This window comes from Methanocaldococcus villosus KIN24-T80, from assembly GCF_000371805.1.
Taxonomy (GTDB): Archaea; AGJL01; Methanococci; order Methanococcales; family Methanocaldococcaceae; genus Methanocaldococcus; species Methanocaldococcus villosus.
Map to the genome: position 1 here is coordinate 118936 of NZ_AQUK01000001.1, position 15366 is coordinate 134301.

Annotated in this window: 16 protein-coding genes and 1 tRNA gene; 9 read left to right on the forward strand and 8 right to left on the reverse strand. The window is 29.1% G+C overall.

The genetic code is table 11. The annotated features are described in order from the left end of the window. The first annotated feature begins 34 nt into the window (after positions 1-34). The 3 genes from hflX to METVI_RS0100715 all read left to right on the forward strand — a co-directional run bounded on the left by hflX (position 35) and on the right by METVI_RS0100715 (position 3092). Positions 35-1237, forward strand: a complete 1203-nt coding sequence (gene hflX / locus METVI_RS0100705; protein WP_026152838.1) for a GTPase HflX — start codon at positions 35-37, stop codon at positions 1235-1237. Further along, a complete protein-coding gene (argB, locus tag METVI_RS0100710; protein ID WP_004590742.1) occupies positions 1234-2112 on the forward strand; it encodes an acetylglutamate kinase in 879 nt (292 codons plus the stop codon). The genes hflX and argB overlap by 4 nt, the downstream gene beginning before the upstream one ends. 71 nt (positions 2113-2183) lie before the next feature. Next, positions 2184-3092 (forward strand): tetratricopeptide repeat protein, encoded by a 909-nt coding sequence (locus METVI_RS0100715; protein WP_004590743.1) that lies wholly within the window; start codon positions 2184-2186, stop codon positions 3090-3092. Here METVI_RS0100715 and METVI_RS0100720 read toward each other — a convergent pair. The 4 genes from METVI_RS0100720 to pyrI form a co-directional block, all read right to left on the reverse strand. Beyond that, positions 3084-4241, reverse strand: a complete 1158-nt coding sequence (locus METVI_RS0100720) for a TraB family protein (RefSeq protein ID WP_017980929.1) — start codon at positions 4239-4241, stop codon at positions 3084-3086. The two genes, METVI_RS0100715 and METVI_RS0100720, sit on opposite strands and share 9 nt — an antisense overlap. Then, the gene (gene truD / locus METVI_RS0100725; protein ID WP_004590744.1) at positions 4242-5426 is read right to left on the reverse strand and encodes a tRNA pseudouridine(13) synthase TruD; all 1185 of its coding nucleotides are present in this window, start codon (positions 5424-5426) and stop codon (positions 4242-4244) included. 37 nt (positions 5427-5463) lie between these two features. After that, positions 5464-5536 (reverse strand) — tRNA-Val (locus METVI_RS0100730). A gap of 6 nt (positions 5537-5542) precedes the next feature. Then, entirely contained in the window at positions 5543-5986 is a 444-nt protein-coding gene (gene pyrI / locus METVI_RS0100735; protein ID WP_201763963.1) for an aspartate carbamoyltransferase regulatory subunit, read from the reverse strand. Between the two features lie 97 nt (positions 5987-6083). Between pyrI and METVI_RS0100740 the strand changes: the two genes are divergently transcribed. Then, positions 6084-6776: a DUF169 domain-containing protein gene (locus METVI_RS0100740; protein WP_004590746.1), complete on the forward strand. Its 693-nt coding sequence runs from the start codon at positions 6084-6086 to the stop codon at positions 6774-6776. A 41-nt stretch (positions 6777-6817) separates the two neighbouring features. Then, positions 6818-7069 (forward strand): MJ0307 family thioredoxin, encoded by a 252-nt coding sequence (locus tag METVI_RS0100745; RefSeq protein WP_004590747.1) that lies wholly within the window; start codon positions 6818-6820, stop codon positions 7067-7069. Here METVI_RS0100745 and METVI_RS0100750 read toward each other — a convergent pair. Beyond that, on the reverse strand, positions 7064-7864 hold the full coding sequence (locus METVI_RS0100750) for a TatD family hydrolase (RefSeq protein ID WP_004590748.1): 801 nt from the start codon (positions 7862-7864) through the stop codon (positions 7064-7066). The two genes, METVI_RS0100745 and METVI_RS0100750, sit on opposite strands and share 6 nt — an antisense overlap. 17 nt (positions 7865-7881) lie before the next feature. Here METVI_RS0100750 and METVI_RS0100755 point away from each other — a divergent pair, with 17 nt between their 5' ends. From METVI_RS0100755 to METVI_RS0100765, 3 genes are read left to right on the forward strand one after another with little or no spacing between them, the layout of a single operon-like run. Continuing rightward, a complete protein-coding gene (locus METVI_RS0100755; protein WP_004590749.1) occupies positions 7882-9288 on the forward strand; it encodes an AAA family ATPase in 1407 nt (468 codons plus the stop codon). After that, a complete protein-coding gene (dapB, locus tag METVI_RS0100760; protein WP_017980930.1) occupies positions 9285-10085 on the forward strand; it encodes a 4-hydroxy-tetrahydrodipicolinate reductase in 801 nt (266 codons plus the stop codon). The genes METVI_RS0100755 and dapB overlap by 4 nt, the downstream gene beginning before the upstream one ends. Position 10086: 1 nt before the next feature. After that, on the forward strand, positions 10087-10773 hold the full coding sequence (locus METVI_RS0100765) for a 6-carboxyhexanoate--CoA ligase (protein WP_004590751.1): 687 nt from the start codon (positions 10087-10089) through the stop codon (positions 10771-10773). Here the strand turns inward: METVI_RS0100765 and purL are convergent. After that, positions 10770-12932: a phosphoribosylformylglycinamidine synthase subunit PurL gene (gene purL / locus METVI_RS0100770; protein WP_004590752.1), complete on the reverse strand. Its 2163-nt coding sequence runs from the start codon at positions 12930-12932 to the stop codon at positions 10770-10772. The two genes, METVI_RS0100765 and purL, sit on opposite strands and share 4 nt — an antisense overlap. Before the next feature lie 11 nt (positions 12933-12943). Beyond that, positions 12944-13348, reverse strand: a complete 405-nt coding sequence (locus METVI_RS0100775) for a nucleoside-diphosphate kinase (protein WP_004590753.1) — start codon at positions 13346-13348, stop codon at positions 12944-12946. A 73-nt stretch (positions 13349-13421) separates the two neighbouring features. Between METVI_RS0100775 and dadD the strand changes: the two genes are divergently transcribed. Next, positions 13422-14678 (forward strand): multifunctional 5'-deoxyadenosine/S-adenosyl-L-homocysteine/5'-methylthioadenosine deaminase, encoded by a 1257-nt coding sequence (gene dadD / locus METVI_RS0100780; protein WP_004590754.1) that lies wholly within the window; start codon positions 13422-13424, stop codon positions 14676-14678. On the opposite strand, the gene queC is transcribed toward dadD, so the two are convergent. Beyond that, entirely contained in the window at positions 14667-15365 is a 699-nt protein-coding gene (queC, locus tag METVI_RS0100785; protein WP_004590755.1) for a 7-cyano-7-deazaguanine synthase QueC, read from the reverse strand. The genes dadD and queC overlap by 12 nt on opposite strands. Position 15366: the final 1 nt, after the last annotated feature.

The following is a 15366-nucleotide window of genomic DNA, read 5'->3' on the forward strand; positions in this document are numbered from 1 at the left end:
TTAAAAATTTTATGGAGGGGATAAAATAAGAGCAATATTAGTTTTAAGAAAAGATAACAAATGGGATAATAAAAGTATAGAAGAGCTAAAGGAGTTAACTAAAGTGTTATATGAACCAGTAAAAACTTTTGTGCAAATAAGAAAACCTGATCCTAAGTATCAGATAGGATCTGGTTTGGTTGAGAGGATAGCTAAAGAGATTAAAGAAAATGAGATAGATATAGTAGTTTTTGGTAATCAGTTATCACCTTCTCAAAAATATAATTTAGCAAAAAACTTTAAAGTAGAGGTTATTGATAAGATTGAACTTGTTTTAAGAATTTTCTATAAACATGCTAAGAGTAGAGAGGCTCTGCTACAGGTGAGATTGGCAGAGCTAAAATATGAACTTCCAAGGGCTAAAGAAAAAGTTAGATTGGCTAAACAAGGAGAACAGCCTGGTTTTGGAGGATATGGGGATTATGAAGTTGAAAAATACTATCAGAAAGTTAAAAGGGAAATAAATATTATAAAATCAAAATTAGAAAAATTAAAGAAACATAGAGAAAATTTAAGGAAGAGAAGGGGAAATTTTGACACTGTTGGATTAATTGGATATACAAATGCAGGGAAAACTTCTCTATTAAATGCCTTATCTGGAGATAGGAAAGAAGTAAAAAATCAGGTTTTTACAACACTATCAACAACTACAAGAAGAATAAGAGGAATTAAGAGAAGGATTTTAATAACAGACACTGTTGGATTTATGGATGATCTCCCACCATTTATGATAGAAGCTTTCCTATCAACTATTGAAGAGAGTGCTAATTCTGATTTAATACTACTTGTTGTAGATGCTTCTGACAGTTTGGAAGAGATAGAAAGAAAATTAAAAGTAAATTATGAGGTATTAGATAAAATCAACTGTAAATCTCCAATAATAACTGTATTTAATAAAGTAGATAAAATAACTTATGAAAAAAGAGAAGAAATTTTAAAAAGTTTAAAAAGATATATAGTCAACCCAATATTTGTCTCAGCAAAGTATAATATAAACTTAGATAAACTTAAAGAAATGATATTAGAAAATCTTAACTTATCAATAGGCACTGTAGAAACAGACAATCCAAAATTGATATCATATTTATATGAGAACACTGAAATTTTAGAGGATGTATTAGAAGATAATAAACATATTATTACATTTAGGGCTAAAGAGAAAGATGTAAATAGAATATTAAAAGCTGTGAGAGTATGAATAAAGCAAAAGTGCTTTTAGAGGCATTACCATATATACAGAAATTTCACAATAAGATTTTTGTTATAAAATATGGTGGACATGCAATGATTGATGAAAATGCTAAAAACTACACAGCTCAAGATATAGTGTTGCTAAAATATGTAGGCATAAAACCTGTTATTGTCCATGGAGGAGGGCCAGAGATAAATAGAGCCATGGAGAAGTTTGGAAAGAAACCTGAGTTTATACATGGATTAAGAGTGACTGATGAGGAAACATTAAATATAGTTGAGATGGTTTTAACTGGGAAAATCAATGGAGAGATTGTTTCAAGAATATTTAAGTTTGGAGGTAAAGCAGTAGGTTTATCAGGAAAATCTGGAAGGATAATATTAGCTAAGAAAAAGAGAAAATTCATTGAAAAAGATGGAAAAAAGGTAGAAGTAGATCTTGGAAGAGTTGGAGAAACTGTTGAAATAAACACTGAACTTTTAGATATACTAATAAATAATAACTATATCCCTGTTATATCCCCAATAGGTATTGATGAAAAAGGGGATGCATATAATTTAAATGCTGACACTGTTGCTGGAGATATAGCTTCAGCATTAAAAGCTGAAAAGCTTATATTAATAACTGATGTTGATGGAATTATGGAAGATATTAATGATCCTTCAACAGTTTATAAAAAATTAACAGTATCAGATGTTAAAAGATTGTTAAAGGAGGGGAAAATTAAGGGAGGGATGATACCAAAAGTAGAATGTGCTATAAAAGCTTTAGAAAGTGGTGGAGTAAAAAGTGTCCATATTATTAATGGAAAAATACCCCATGCTTTATTAGTGGAAATATTTACTGAAGAGGGTATAGGAACAATGATCACAAAAAAATGAACAATAAGTTAAATTTATTTAGGTAAAGCAATAATAATAATATTATTAACTTTATTATTAAGGTGCATAATATGGAGTTCTTAATTGAAATGTGTACTAATGGAAATAAATTATTAAAAGCTTTAGAAGATATTGAGGAGAAATTAAAAAAGAATCCTAAAAATTATGATTTATTATTTAAAAAATTTATGATTCTATTAGGACTTAAAAGGTTTGAAGAGGCTATACAATGCTTAGATGGAATTATAAACTATTATGGAGAATTACCAATTATAATGCTTTTTAAAGGGAGTATATTATATAATTTAGGTAGATTAAAAGAAGCTAGAGATTGTCTTAAAAAAGTTTGTAAAAAACACTTCTTTTATGTTATGATAATCTTTTCACACTTGGGTTGGGTGTATTATAAACTTGGAGAGTATGATAAGGTTATAAAATTATGTGATTTGGTATTAGAGATTAGTAAAGATTTTTACATGGCACATGTTATCAAAGGACAAATGTATTACCTCTTGGGAAGGTATAAAGAGGCTATAATTAATTTTGAAAAAGCTTTAAAGAGAAATCCTGAAGATTGTGAAGTTACTTATTATTTAGGAGATATCTACTATAGAATGGGAGAGTTTGATAAAGCTTTAAAATATTTAAATAAATGTATAAAATCATGCCCCTATGATATTAGATCCCTCGAAAAGTTAGTAAACATCTACATATTATTTGGAAAATATAAAAAAGCTTTAGAAATATTAAAGAGAATAATAGAATTAACACCAGATGATCCATTAGTTTATGTTAAATATGGGATTATATTAAATAAGATGAAAAAATATGATGAGGCAATAAAATACTTTGATAAAGCCTTATCTATTAACCCTACATTAGTTGAAGCTTTAGAAGGAAAAGCTTTAGCTTTAGAAAAATTAGGTAAAGTAGAAGAAGCTGTTAAGTTATATAATAAAGCTTTAGAGCTTTTAGAATAAGAATTTTCCTAAACAATATAAAACACCAACCATAGCTCCCAAGTTAGATAATGTGGCAACCAGTAAAACTCTAAATAAATTATTATTAAATAAATCTTTAAAATCAGAACTTAAGATATTAACAAAATCTTCTTCCCTAATATCCCTAAATTTTAACTCCAATAGGCCTGTTATTGTCCCAACAGCTACAAATGGTAATGGTATAAGGGTGGTTATAGGGGCTGATAGAAAAGCTACAATAGCTGTAATTAATTTCCCTCTTGCTAACAAAACTCCTAAAGCTGAAAACCCTCCAGTAAATAAAATCCATCTTAGTGTAATAGCTTTTAAAATTTCAGGGTTGTTTAGAGAGTAGTAGATAGCATAAAAGAACATAGCAAAAATTAATGCTGTTATTATCACACCAATTATTTTTTTATAATTCTTATTTTTTACCTTTGTTAATTCTTCTAAATTAATCTCTTTTCCATTTTCTAATTCTTTTAAATATTTAATAATCCCCTCAACATGTCCTGCCCCAACAACAGCAACAATTTTACTTCTTCCTTTTGAGATCTCAAATAGATTTTTTGCCATAAATTTATCTCTCTCATCTACTAAAACATTATATATAGTAGGAGATAACTGTTTTAATAGCTCTATATATTTTTTAGGATCATTTATCATGTCATTTAATGTTTTATCACTAACTTCTAATGAATCATCATTTTTAATTAACTCATAAAGTAATTTGAATTTTTCTTTCAGTGGCATATTATTTAACAATCTACTAAAAGTTATCTCTACATCCCTATCTATTAAAAATATAGGAATATTATAAATATTAGCCAATTCAATAGCTCTCTTCATCTCTGCTCCCGGTTTTATTCCAAAATTCTTACCTATGTGTTGTTGAAAATTATACAATATCATATAAACAAAGAATTTTAAAAAATCTCCTTTTTTCAATACTTCTTTTATATCAATTTTCTTTTCCTCAGACATTAATGATATGAACCTTCTGTAATCCAATTCAACAGCTATTGCATCTGGTTTAATTTCTTCTACTACTCTTTCAACTTCTTCTACACTATCCTTAGAAACATGAGCTGTCCCAATTAAGTAAATTTCACATTCATTTTCTCCATTAAAAATTTTAACTTTTTTCATTTATCTTCTCCTTTTTCTTGTTTTTATTCCTAAGAAAGCCCTTTTTATAATAATTGTTGCATAACTTCCTTTATTTAACTCATATGATAGAGTTATTTTATACTTTCCTTTATTCAACTCATCCTTTTCAAACTCACTAACCTTTAAATTCTTAGGAATATTTAACACTTCCCTTTCATGATAAATAAATTTACCAAAATCACTATAAAGTTCATCTAATTTTAACCCCTCTCTTTTTAAAATTTTATCTATTATCTTTTTTTCTTCTCCTTCATAATGAACATCTGGAGCTATAGTAGGGAAGGTTTTATTTTTTAATATTTCAAATATTTCATCATCTAACTTTTTATAAAATAGTATTGTGCCACATTCATAATTATAATAAACCCTATCCTCTTTAGGAATGTATTTAGAAAGATACTCTTTAATACACTCATTCCACAAAAAACTTTGATAAGCAGCAAAGAATATTTTCTTTAATCTCTCATCAACATAATTAAGAGCCTTTTTAAAATCATTTGATTTATTAAGCTCATTAATCATATTTACATATAACTTAGCCTTTATATTTTTTTCTTCAATATATTTAATAATCTTATCCCAATCTCCCCAATGTCTTCCTATAAACCTCTTTAAATCCTTAATTATCTTTTTTTCAGACTTTTTATATTTTGTTAATATTATTTTAGCAGCCTCTTCATAATTTCCTTTAATTATCTCTTTAGCAATAAACTTTCCATCAAAAACACTTCCAAACCTCTGACTATCAAAATAGTTAGGGGCACCAAAATGGAGATATTTTAAATTTTCTTTTACTATTCCAATATCCTTTTCCTTTAAATCCCTAACTGTTATTGTAAATTTATTTCCTTCTTGATCTCCTAAAAGTAAAAACTTAGATTCACCTACTAATTTTAATTTTAAATTTGGCTCATCCAACCTTAATATACCATATTCTTTTGGTATTGATATATACTGTGTAGTTACTGCATGTCTGTCCTTCAATCCACAATATCCAATATCTTTGAGGGGGATTTTAAATTTCTTAGCTATATATGAAAAAGCTTTAAAGCTTTCTATATTTCTTTTTGTTAATTTATATAAATAACACTTATCTCCTTTAATCTTATTAAAATCTAATATTTCTTCAACAATAAAATCTTCAGGCTTCATTCTTAGCTTCATGATTACCACAATTAAAAATAGTGATAAAAATATATAGTGGGCCCGGCGGGATTCGAACCCGCGACCTCCGCCTTGTGAGGGCGGCGTCATGGCCTCTAGACCACGGGCCCTAAAATTTATTTAAATATTATTTTTTCTAAAAGTCTTTCACAATAATAACATCTAATTTTTAATGGATTTTTACTTTCAACAATAAATTTTCCTTCAACAGGCTCAAAATGAGTTATACAATTTGGATTTGTGCATTTTAATATTCCTTCTATAAGGTCTGGTATTTTTGGTTTTAATTTTTTAACTACTTGCCAATCTTTTATAATGTTTATTGTAACATCTGGAGAAATTAAAGAGATCTTATTAATATCCTTTTCTTTTAATTCAAATCCTTCTATTTTTAATATATCTTTCTTCTCTTTTTTCTTAGATGGAACATTTATAGCCAAAGTTATGGGTATATGGTTAGGGATATTCAATATTTTATAAACTATTAATGCTTTTCCTGCATCTATATGGTCGATAACAGTACCATCCTTTATTTTCCTAACCTTAAGTTCCATAATTATCTAATATAAATTATTCCGAAAACTATATATAGTTTTTCAATCAATTATATTAGTGTATAATGAAACCACAGTTATACACAGACATGTAGGTGATAATATGGAAATAGAAAAAATAAGAGAATATGCTAAAAAGATATATGAATTATTAGGAGAAGATAAGCCATTTGTAGGAGTAAAACTTGCTAAATCAAAAGAAGAAATTCCAGAAGGATACAGTGAGATAGAATCTGAAAAGAGACACTGTGAAATGGTTCAGTTAGCAAGATTAGAAAGAAAAAAGTTCTATGCTACATTAAATAAACATCTATGTAAAGGAGGAGCATATGCTATAGGTTTATTAAAGAATCCTCCTGAACCATTAGCAACAGGAAAGTTATATGTCAAGTTAGGAAACTTTAAGGATGAAAATGCTGCTAGAAAGACAGTTGATGCTATACCAAAAGTTAAAGATGAGGTTTATGCCACAGTTTATGCTCCATTAGATGATATTGACTTTATACCTGATTCTATAATAGCTATAGTCAAACCTAAGAAAGCTTTAAGATTAGTTCAAGCTTCTCTATATAGGGATGGTGGAAGATTTTCAGCAGATTTCTCAGGAATTCAGTCAGTTTGTGCGGATGCTGTTGCAGCTGTAAAAGTTAGAGGAGTTTCAAATATGACATTGGGTTGTAATGGATCAAGAAAGTATGCAGGAATAAAAGATGAAGAATTGGTATTTGCTTTCCCTGTAGATGAATTGGAAAAGATAGTTGAAGCTTTAGAACACTTTAAAGAAGTTTGGGGATAAATTTTTATATAATTAACTTTTAAAATATTTTTGGTGGTATTATGGCTGTTAAGATAGAACTATTTACATCTCCAATGTGTCCTCACTGTCCTGCTGCTAAAAGGGTTGTTGAAGAAGTGGTTAAAGAGTTTCCTGAAGTTGAAGTTGAATATATAAATGTTATGGAAAATCCAGATAGAGCTATGAAATATGGAATAATGGCTGTTCCTACAATTGTTATAAATGGAGAGATTGAATTTATTGGGGCTCCTACAAAAGAAGCATTAATAGAAGCTATAAAGAAGAGATTATAAATTAATATCATACAACTTTTCTATATTCTCTTTATGTATTTTATAGACTTTCTCCTCATCTAATATTCCTTTTTCTAATAATTTTTTTGTTATTCTTGGGACAGTTTTTATTCCCAAAACTGCTCCAGGTCGAGATAAGTCATCAATATAATCAGTTTCCATAACAAATCTAAGGGATTTTTTTATTATATTTTCATTAACCTTATTAGCTAATATTGATGGAAAGATTTTATCATTTATATCAGTGCAAAAGTGTTTTATCACTTTATCTGTATCTAAACCTACCTCTTTTGCCATATTATATAAATCATCAAATACTCTTTCAGAAGATTCTGCATGCACCTGTATTGGACAACTTAAATCTTTAGCTAAAGTCATGCAATACTTTAATATATCATTTGAAGCATCCCAAACCTCTTTACTAACCTTATAATGTGGTCTCCCAACTTCTCCTAAACCTACAATAAAGTCATAATTTTCCACTAAAGACTTAGCATAATCCATAGCTTTAATAATTCTCTCTTTAGCTTCTTCTAATGACATAAACTTTATTAGATATGTTAGTTCAGCTGGATGAACTCCCACTAATCCAAAGGCTTTAACTTCAGTATTTTTATTTATTCTTTCAACATCTCTAACTAACTGATCCATAGATCTCGTTAAATCCCCATCAAATGTAGGTTTATTCAATACAATCATAACCTTTCCTCCAGCATTGTAAAAAATTTTTGCTACTTTTTCAGCACCATAACCTTTTTCATTATCTACATGAATATGATTATCTGTTATTATCATATTCTCACTGTGGTATTATGGACATAGGGATCTTAGATATTAAAGGGGCTTTACCATTATTTGAAGATTTTGGAAACTTACCAACAAAGATCATTGATGAAAAAAACTATAAAGAGATCAGAGATTTATTAGCATTAATCATTCCTGGTGGAAGTTTAGTAGAAAGTAGAAGTTTTCCTGAGGAAATAAAGAGAGAGATTATTGATTTTGATGGATACATTATTGGAATTTGTAGTGGTTTTCAAATTTTAGGGAAGAGGGTTGATGTTGGAAGGAAGAGCCATCCAAAAATAATAGAATGCTTAGGGTTATTGGATGTAGAATTCTCACCACTGGTTTGTACTGATAGGGTTAAGTTTAAAATAAATAATAAAGTCTTTGGTTCAGGCATTGGTGAAGGTTTTCACTGTCACACTTATGGAAATATAAAGATATTAGATAAAAAAACAGAGGTTTTAACAGTATCAGAAGTAGAAAAGTTGAATTATAAAATTAATAAAAAAGAGATAATATCTGGAGCTTTTAAAGGAAAGGTGTTTGGAACAATGGTGCATAATTTTTTAGATAATTTATTTATTAGGGATAATTTTCTTAACTATTTAAATATAACTGATGAAGAGAGGGAAGAAATATTTGAAAAGAATAAATTAATTAAGGAGGAGCTAAAAAAGAGAGCACTGATATATAAAATAAATAAAAAATATGAAAATAATGGTGTTAAAAAGAAAAGAGGCATTTTAATTTTATCTACATCATCAAATAGTGGAAAGACTTTTTTAACTACAGCTATTGTTTCAAAGTTGTGTGGTAAGGTATTTGTAGCTAAGATAGGAGGGGATGTTAGAGATATTGTTCCCTCTCTTTATCTTATAAGAGAACCTATGACAAAATATAATAGCATAAGGATAGGAAAAAGTGGCTGGGTTTCAGTAGAAGAGTTTGTTGATTTTATAAAAAACTCTAATTATGACTATATAATTATTGAAGGGGTTATGGGAGCTTTTACTGGGGCTATGAAAGGGATAAGTTCATATCAGATAGCTAGAAAATTGAACTTTCCTGTTTATATAGTTGCTACTTGCAATTTGTCTGGAATAGAAGGGGCATTTGTTGAGGCTCTATCTTACTATTTTATATTAAAAGATATCTTAGATGTTAAAGGTATTATTTTAAATAGAGTCTATGATTTTAATTTATTTGAGAAACTAAAGAATTTAGCTGAAAATTATGGGGTAAAGTTGTATGCTGTTGAAAAAGTTGATGAAAAGAATATTCCTGAAATTGAGATAGACTATGAAAGTTTCTGTTTAAATGCCTCTAAGTTAAATATAAATATTGAGATACCAGAAATAGAAATTAAATTAAATGAAGAAGAAGATAATTTTTTATTAAGTGTTGAAAAGTTTATAAGGAGATTGTTATGATAAAGGTAGCAGTAGCAGGAGCTTTAGGAAGAATGGGTAGGGAAATAATAAAAGCTATATGTGAGCAAGAAGATATGAAATTGGTTGCAGGATTTGAAAGAAAGGGACATGAAGATAGAGGAAAAGATATTGGTGAGTTAATTGGTTTAGGAACATTAGGTGTAAAACTCTCTACAGCAGATGAAATGGACAATGTGTTAAAAGAAACAAAACCTGATGTATTTGTTGATTTTACTATAGCTGATGCATGTGTTAATAATGTAAAAATAGCTGCTGAAAATAAGGTTAATTTAGTCATTGGAACTACAGGATTTACAGAAGAGCAAAAAAAAGAAATTTTAGAAACTATTGAAAAAAACAATGTTGCTGCAGTTATTTCTGAAAACTTTGCAATTGGAGTAAATATATTTTTTAAAGTTGTTGAATTTTTAACAAAATATTTAAAAGATTATGATATTGAAATAATTGAAATGCATCATAGATATAAAAAAGATGCCCCATCAGGCACTGCTTTAAAGATTGCTGAAATTATTAAGAGTAATAGAGATGTTGAATTAGTATTTGGAAGATATGGAAAGTGTGAAAGAAAAGAGAATGAAGTTGGAGTCCATGCTTTAAGGGGAGGAGATGTTGTAGGAGATCATATTGTTATATTTGCAGGAGATGGGGAGAGGGTAGAGATAGTTCATAGGGCATCAAGTAGGAGAGCTTTTGTTAATGGAGTTATATTAGCTATAAGATTTATAGCCAATAAAGATAAAGGAGTTTATAACACTTTTGATGTGTTAGGGATTTAATATGTTTAGTATAAAGATGAGGGCTTCTTTAAATAATAAACACATTTCTGGGGCAGAAAGAATTGTTAAAAAAAATAAAATAAAAGAAGTTTCATTAGAATTGATTAATAGAGCATTGAATCATGAAAATGGAGAGCCAGATTTTATTAATATAAAAATTGAGAAGCTTAAAGAAGTTAGATATATAAAACATCTTCCCATTGTAACAATTGAATGTAAAAATAAAATTGAGGCAAGAAGTAGAGCTAAGGAGATATTATTAAAAGAAAAAATCCCTGAACATGTGATAGATAAAGCATTTAATATTATTGATAAAGGAGGCATGAGAGGAGCAGCAATATTGGATTTTGAAGGAAATAGATTAGATCCTGACAAAGAGAGAGGTGTTAGGGTTAAAAATATAGATGTTACTGATAAGCTTAGAGAAGAAATAATAAGGAAATATACAGAAAGAACAGCAGATGCTATAGCTATAGCTACAAAAGTTATTCATCTTGGGATAATAGCTGAGTTATGTACATCAGACAATAGAAGTTATACAACAGGATATGTAGCTACAAAAAATGGTTACTTTAGGATAACTAATTTAAAAAATAAAAATGAACCAGGAGGAAGAGTTTTCTTTGTTAAAAATTTTGATTATGAATTAATTAGAAGATTAGAAAATGAGGCTTATATTATTTATTAAATCTCCCCCATAATTTTTGGAAATGCTTCATAATAAGCCTTTTTCATATCATCTAATGATAATATTATTTTTTTATCTCTAATCTTTATCTTCAATTCTTCTCCTCTAATTTTTCCAATAATGTATCCTCCAACTCTCTCCATCACAGTATCTACATCTTTCTCTTTAACAGCTAATATTATTCTACCAGAAGTTTCAGAAAATAGAAGGATATCTTCTCTTAAATTGTACTTATTATATCCATTCAAATCCACTTCTAAACCTACATTATTCAATATACAAAATTTAGCTAATGCTATAGCTAACCCCCCTCTAGAGCAATCTATAGCCTCTCTTATAATTCCTTCATTCTTTAATTCAGCTACTGCATCATATATAACCTTCTCCTTTTCTATATCTACCCTTGGTACTAATCCATCTTCCATATTATGTATAACTTTATAATACTCACTTCCTCCCATTTCATCTTTAGTATCATTTGTAATTATTAATATTTCATCTCCATCTATTTTACTTATTGAGTTTTCAACATTCTTAACTATCCCTATTAAGGCTATTGATGGTGTAGGATTTATTGGATACTCTTCATTACCAATAACTGTCTCATTGTATAAACTTACATTACCTCCAACTACAGGAATTCCAAAATGATAACATGCATCACTTAACCCTCTAACACACTCTTTTAGTTGCCAAAACCTCTCTGGTTTTTCAGGATTAGCAAAGTTTAGATTATCTAAAAGTGCTAAAGGTTTTCCGCCCACACAGGCAATATTTCTATAAGCTTCAGCAACTGCATTCATTGCCCCAACATATGGATTAAGCTTACAGTATCTTGAATTACAGTCAGTGGTTAAAGCTATCCCTATAGGGTATAACTCATCTATTTTTAAAACAGCAGCTTCTCTACCAGGTTTAACAACAGTCCTTAGCTGAACATCATAGTCATACTGCTCATATATCCATTTTTTTGAGCATATATTTGGTGAGGAAAGTAATTTTAATATAGTTTTTTCCAAATTAGGCATTTCAGGTTTTTTATCTAATCTCTCTTTTAAGTCTTCTTTCTCTTCTCTATCATAAATTGGAGCTTCACAAAGTAAATTTAAAGGTAAATCGACAACAACTTTTCCATTATATTTAGCTATTATTCTCTTATTTTCAATAGTCTCTCCAATTACTGAAGCTGGAAGATCATACTTTTTAAATATATTTATAATCTCTTCTTCAGAGCCTTTTTCTACTGCTAACAACATCCTCTCTTGACTTTCAGATATCATTATTTCATAAGGTGTTAATGGTTCTCTTAAAATAACTTTATCTAAATATAATAAACACCCTACATAAGGATGACACATCTCTGATGCTGCTCCTGCTAATCCTGCTGCTCCAAGATCTTTCATTGCTTTAACTTTTCCTGTCTCAACTGCTTCTAATACAGCATCTATTAAACACTTCTCAGCAAACGCATCCCCTATTTGAACACTAGGCCTATCTTCTTCACTCTCTTCACTTAAATCTTTAGATGCAAAAGAAGCTCCTCCTATTCCATCTCTGCCAGTAGAACCTACTAAAATTAAAGACAGACCTACATCCTTTGCTTTTCCTCTTATGATATTTTCTTCTCTCACTAACCCTATACAAACCACATTTACAAGATTATTATAGTCAAAAGAACTGTCAAACTCACATTCTCCTCCAACTGTCGGGACTCCTATTCTGTTTCCATAATCCCCTATACCTCTAACAACTCCATCTATTAGCCATCTAACTTTATCTTTCTCCTTACCAAATGGATCTCCAAATCTTAATGGGTCTAATAGGGCTATTGGTTTTGCTCCCATTGAAAGAACATCTCTAACTATTCCACCAACACCAGTAGCAGCACCGTTATATGGATCTATATAAGATGGATGATTATGGCTTTCCATAGCCAGTGCTAAGCAAATATTACCTTTTAATCTAATAACAGCTGCATCATCTCCAGGCCCTATAATGACATAATCTTTATTTAATGTCTTTGAGAACATTTTCAATAACTTTTTTGAACTCCTATAAGCACAGTGCTCACTCCATAGATTTTCAAACATTGATTTCTCAATAATATTTGGCTCTCTTCCTAATTTTGAAATGATGTATTTTAAATCTTTCTCATTCATTCTTATCACTTTTAAAGTTCTTTAAAGAAAAATTTTATCTCTCTTTCAGCAGAAGCTTTAGAGTCTGATGCGTGGATTACATTTTCTGGTAATTTTAAAGCAAAATCCCCTCTTATGGTTCCTGGATCAGCTTCATAAGGATCTGTTTTCCCTATTAATTTTCTTATAACTGATATTGCATTTTCTCCTTCAACAACCATAGCCACTATTCTTCCTGAACTCATAAAATTTACTAAACTTTCATAAAACTCTTTTCCTATATGCTCTTTGTAAAACTCTTCAGCTTCCTCTCTACTGAGTTTTAACATTTTCATAGCTATTATTTCTAAACCTTTATCTTCTATCCTCTGTATTATCCTACCTATTAATTTTCTTCTAACAGCATCTGGTTTTATAATTACTAATGTTCTTTCCATAAACATCACAAAATTATTTTTATATTTAATGATTAATTCTTAAACTTATAAAACTTATTCTTAAGGTGAAATAATGTTGTTAATAAAAAATGTTTATGTTAATGGAAAGAGACAAGATATACTAATAGAGGGGAATAAAATTAAAGAGATTGGGGAAGTGAAAAAAGAGGAAGAGATGGAGGTTATAGATGGGAGTGATAAAATAGCTATACCTGGGCTTATAAATACTCATACACACATCCCAATGACATTATTTAGAGGAGTTGCTGATGATCTTCCTCTTATGGAATGGCTTAATAATTATATTTGGCCAATGGAAGCTAAGTTAAATGAAGAGATTGTTTATTATGGAACTCTATTAGGATGTATTGAAATGATAAAAACTGGAACTACTACATTTAATGATATGTATTTTTATTTAGAAGGTATAGCAAAAGCTGTTAATGAGTCTGGAATAAGGGCGGTTTTGGCTTATGGCATGATAGATCTTTTTGATGAAGAAAGAAGAGAGAGAGAAATAAAAAATGCTAAAAAATATATTAAATATATTAAAGATTTAAATAACTCCAGAATAATACCTGCTCTTGGACCACACTCTGCATACACTTGCTCAAAAGAGCTTTTGGAAGAGGTTAGTAAATTAGCTAAAGAGCAGAATTTATTGATACATATACATATGAATGAAACTTTAGATGAGATAAAGATAGTGAAAGAAAAAACTGGTATGGAACCATTTAAGTATTTAGATTCATTTGGATTTTTTGATAATAATAATGTTGTAGCTGCACACTGTGTCCATTTAACTGAAGAAGAAATAGAGATAATAAAAAGGAACAATATCTCTATATCCCACAACCCAATAAGTAATCTGAAATTAGCATCAGGTATAGCCCCAATAGAAAAGCTTCTAAAGAAAGGTGTTAATATCACATTAGGGACTGATGGCTGTGGAAGTAATAATAATTTAAATCTTTTTGAAGAAATAAAAACAGTAGCCATTTTACATAAAGGAGTTAATTTAAATCCTAGGTTAGTAAAAGCTGAAGAAGCTTTTAAATTTGCTACTGAAAATGGAGCCAAGGCATTAAATATAAAAGCTGGAAGAATTGAGAAAGGATATTTAGCTGACATAGTATTAATTAAGCTTAACAAACCATTCTTATATCCTAAAGAAAATATCTATTCTCACTTAGTTTATGCATTTAATGGAACTGTAGATGATGTTATAATAGATGGAAAAATAGTTATGAGAGATAATAAAATATTAACATTAGATGAAGAGAAAGTTTATGAAAAGTTTGAAAAAGCATATTATAAGTTAATTGGTTAAATATTCTGTTTTATCTTCAACCTTAGCTAACATAAATGCTCTTTTTCTTCTCATACAACTTTCACATTCTCCACAATGTAGAAAATCTTTACCATTGTCCTTATAACATGAATATGTATATCTTAATACTTCTCCATATTTCTTCTCCAATTCATGGCCTATCTTTACAATTTCCTCTTTACTCTTATCATATAAAGGAGCCTCAACTTTAATATCCTTAAGTGTTCCGTATTTTAAAGCATTGTTAAAAGCTTCAATAAATTCTATCCTATTATCTGGGAATGTTTGACCTTCTTCTTTATTTATTCCTATTATTACCCTATCCATCTCATAAGCTTCAGCAAAACCAGAAGCTATACTCAAAAATATCAAATTCCTTGCAGGAACCCAAACAGCTTTCATAGTTTCAAAAGCCTTTTCTGTATTTAACTCTTCTATTTTTATTTTAGGTAATTCCTCATCTGTTATTAATGAACCTTTGTTGAATAATTTTACAAATTCTAAGTTAATAATAACATGTTTTATTCCTAAAATTTCACATATCTTTTTAGCAGCAGATACCTCTCTCTTAAATGCTTTTTGACCATAGTTAAAAGTTATAGCTGTTACCTCATCATATTCCTCTTTAGCTATCATAGTAGCAACAGTTGAGTCTAAACCACCACTTAAAATAGATACTGCTTTCATT

What these genes read in the sequence shown, in the direction of transcription:
- METVI_RS0100745 (WP_004590747.1), top strand. Translation starts at nt 6,818, where the DNA reads ATGGCTGTTAAGATAGAACTATTTACATCTCCAATGTGTCCTCACTGT.
- METVI_RS0100755 (WP_004590749.1), top strand. Translation starts at nt 7,882, where the DNA reads ATGGACATAGGGATCTTAGATATTAAAGGGGCTTTACCATTATTTGAA.
- METVI_RS0100750 (WP_004590748.1), bottom strand. Translation starts at nt 7,864, where the DNA reads ATGATAATAACAGATAATCATATTCATGTAGATAATGAAAAAGGTTAT.
- purL (WP_004590752.1), bottom strand. Translation starts at nt 12,932, where the DNA reads ATGAATGAGAAAGATTTAAAATACATCATTTCAAAATTAGGAAGAGAG.
- argB (WP_004590742.1), top strand. Translation starts at nt 1,234, where the DNA reads ATGAATAAAGCAAAAGTGCTTTTAGAGGCATTACCATATATACAGAAA.
- queC (WP_004590755.1), bottom strand. Translation starts at nt 15,365, where the DNA reads ATGAAAGCAGTATCTATTTTAAGTGGTGGTTTAGACTCAACTGTTGCT.
- METVI_RS0100765 (WP_004590751.1), top strand. Translation starts at nt 10,087, where the DNA reads ATGTTTAGTATAAAGATGAGGGCTTCTTTAAATAATAAACACATTTCT.
- truD (WP_004590744.1), bottom strand. Translation starts at nt 5,426, where the DNA reads ATGAAGCTAAGAATGAAGCCTGAAGATTTTATTGTTGAAGAAATATTA.
- METVI_RS0100775 (WP_004590753.1), bottom strand. Translation starts at nt 13,348, where the DNA reads ATGGAAAGAACATTAGTAATTATAAAACCAGATGCTGTTAGAAGAAAA.
- dapB (WP_017980930.1), top strand. Translation starts at nt 9,285, where the DNA reads ATGATAAAGGTAGCAGTAGCAGGAGCTTTAGGAAGAATGGGTAGGGAA.
- METVI_RS0100740 (WP_004590746.1), top strand. Translation starts at nt 6,084, where the DNA reads ATGGAAATAGAAAAAATAAGAGAATATGCTAAAAAGATATATGAATTA.
- METVI_RS0100715 (WP_004590743.1), top strand. Translation starts at nt 2,184, where the DNA reads ATGGAGTTCTTAATTGAAATGTGTACTAATGGAAATAAATTATTAAAA.
- METVI_RS0100720 (WP_017980929.1), bottom strand. Translation starts at nt 4,241, where the DNA reads ATGAAAAAAGTTAAAATTTTTAATGGAGAAAATGAATGTGAAATTTAC.
- dadD (WP_004590754.1), top strand. Translation starts at nt 13,422, where the DNA reads ATGTTGTTAATAAAAAATGTTTATGTTAATGGAAAGAGACAAGATATA.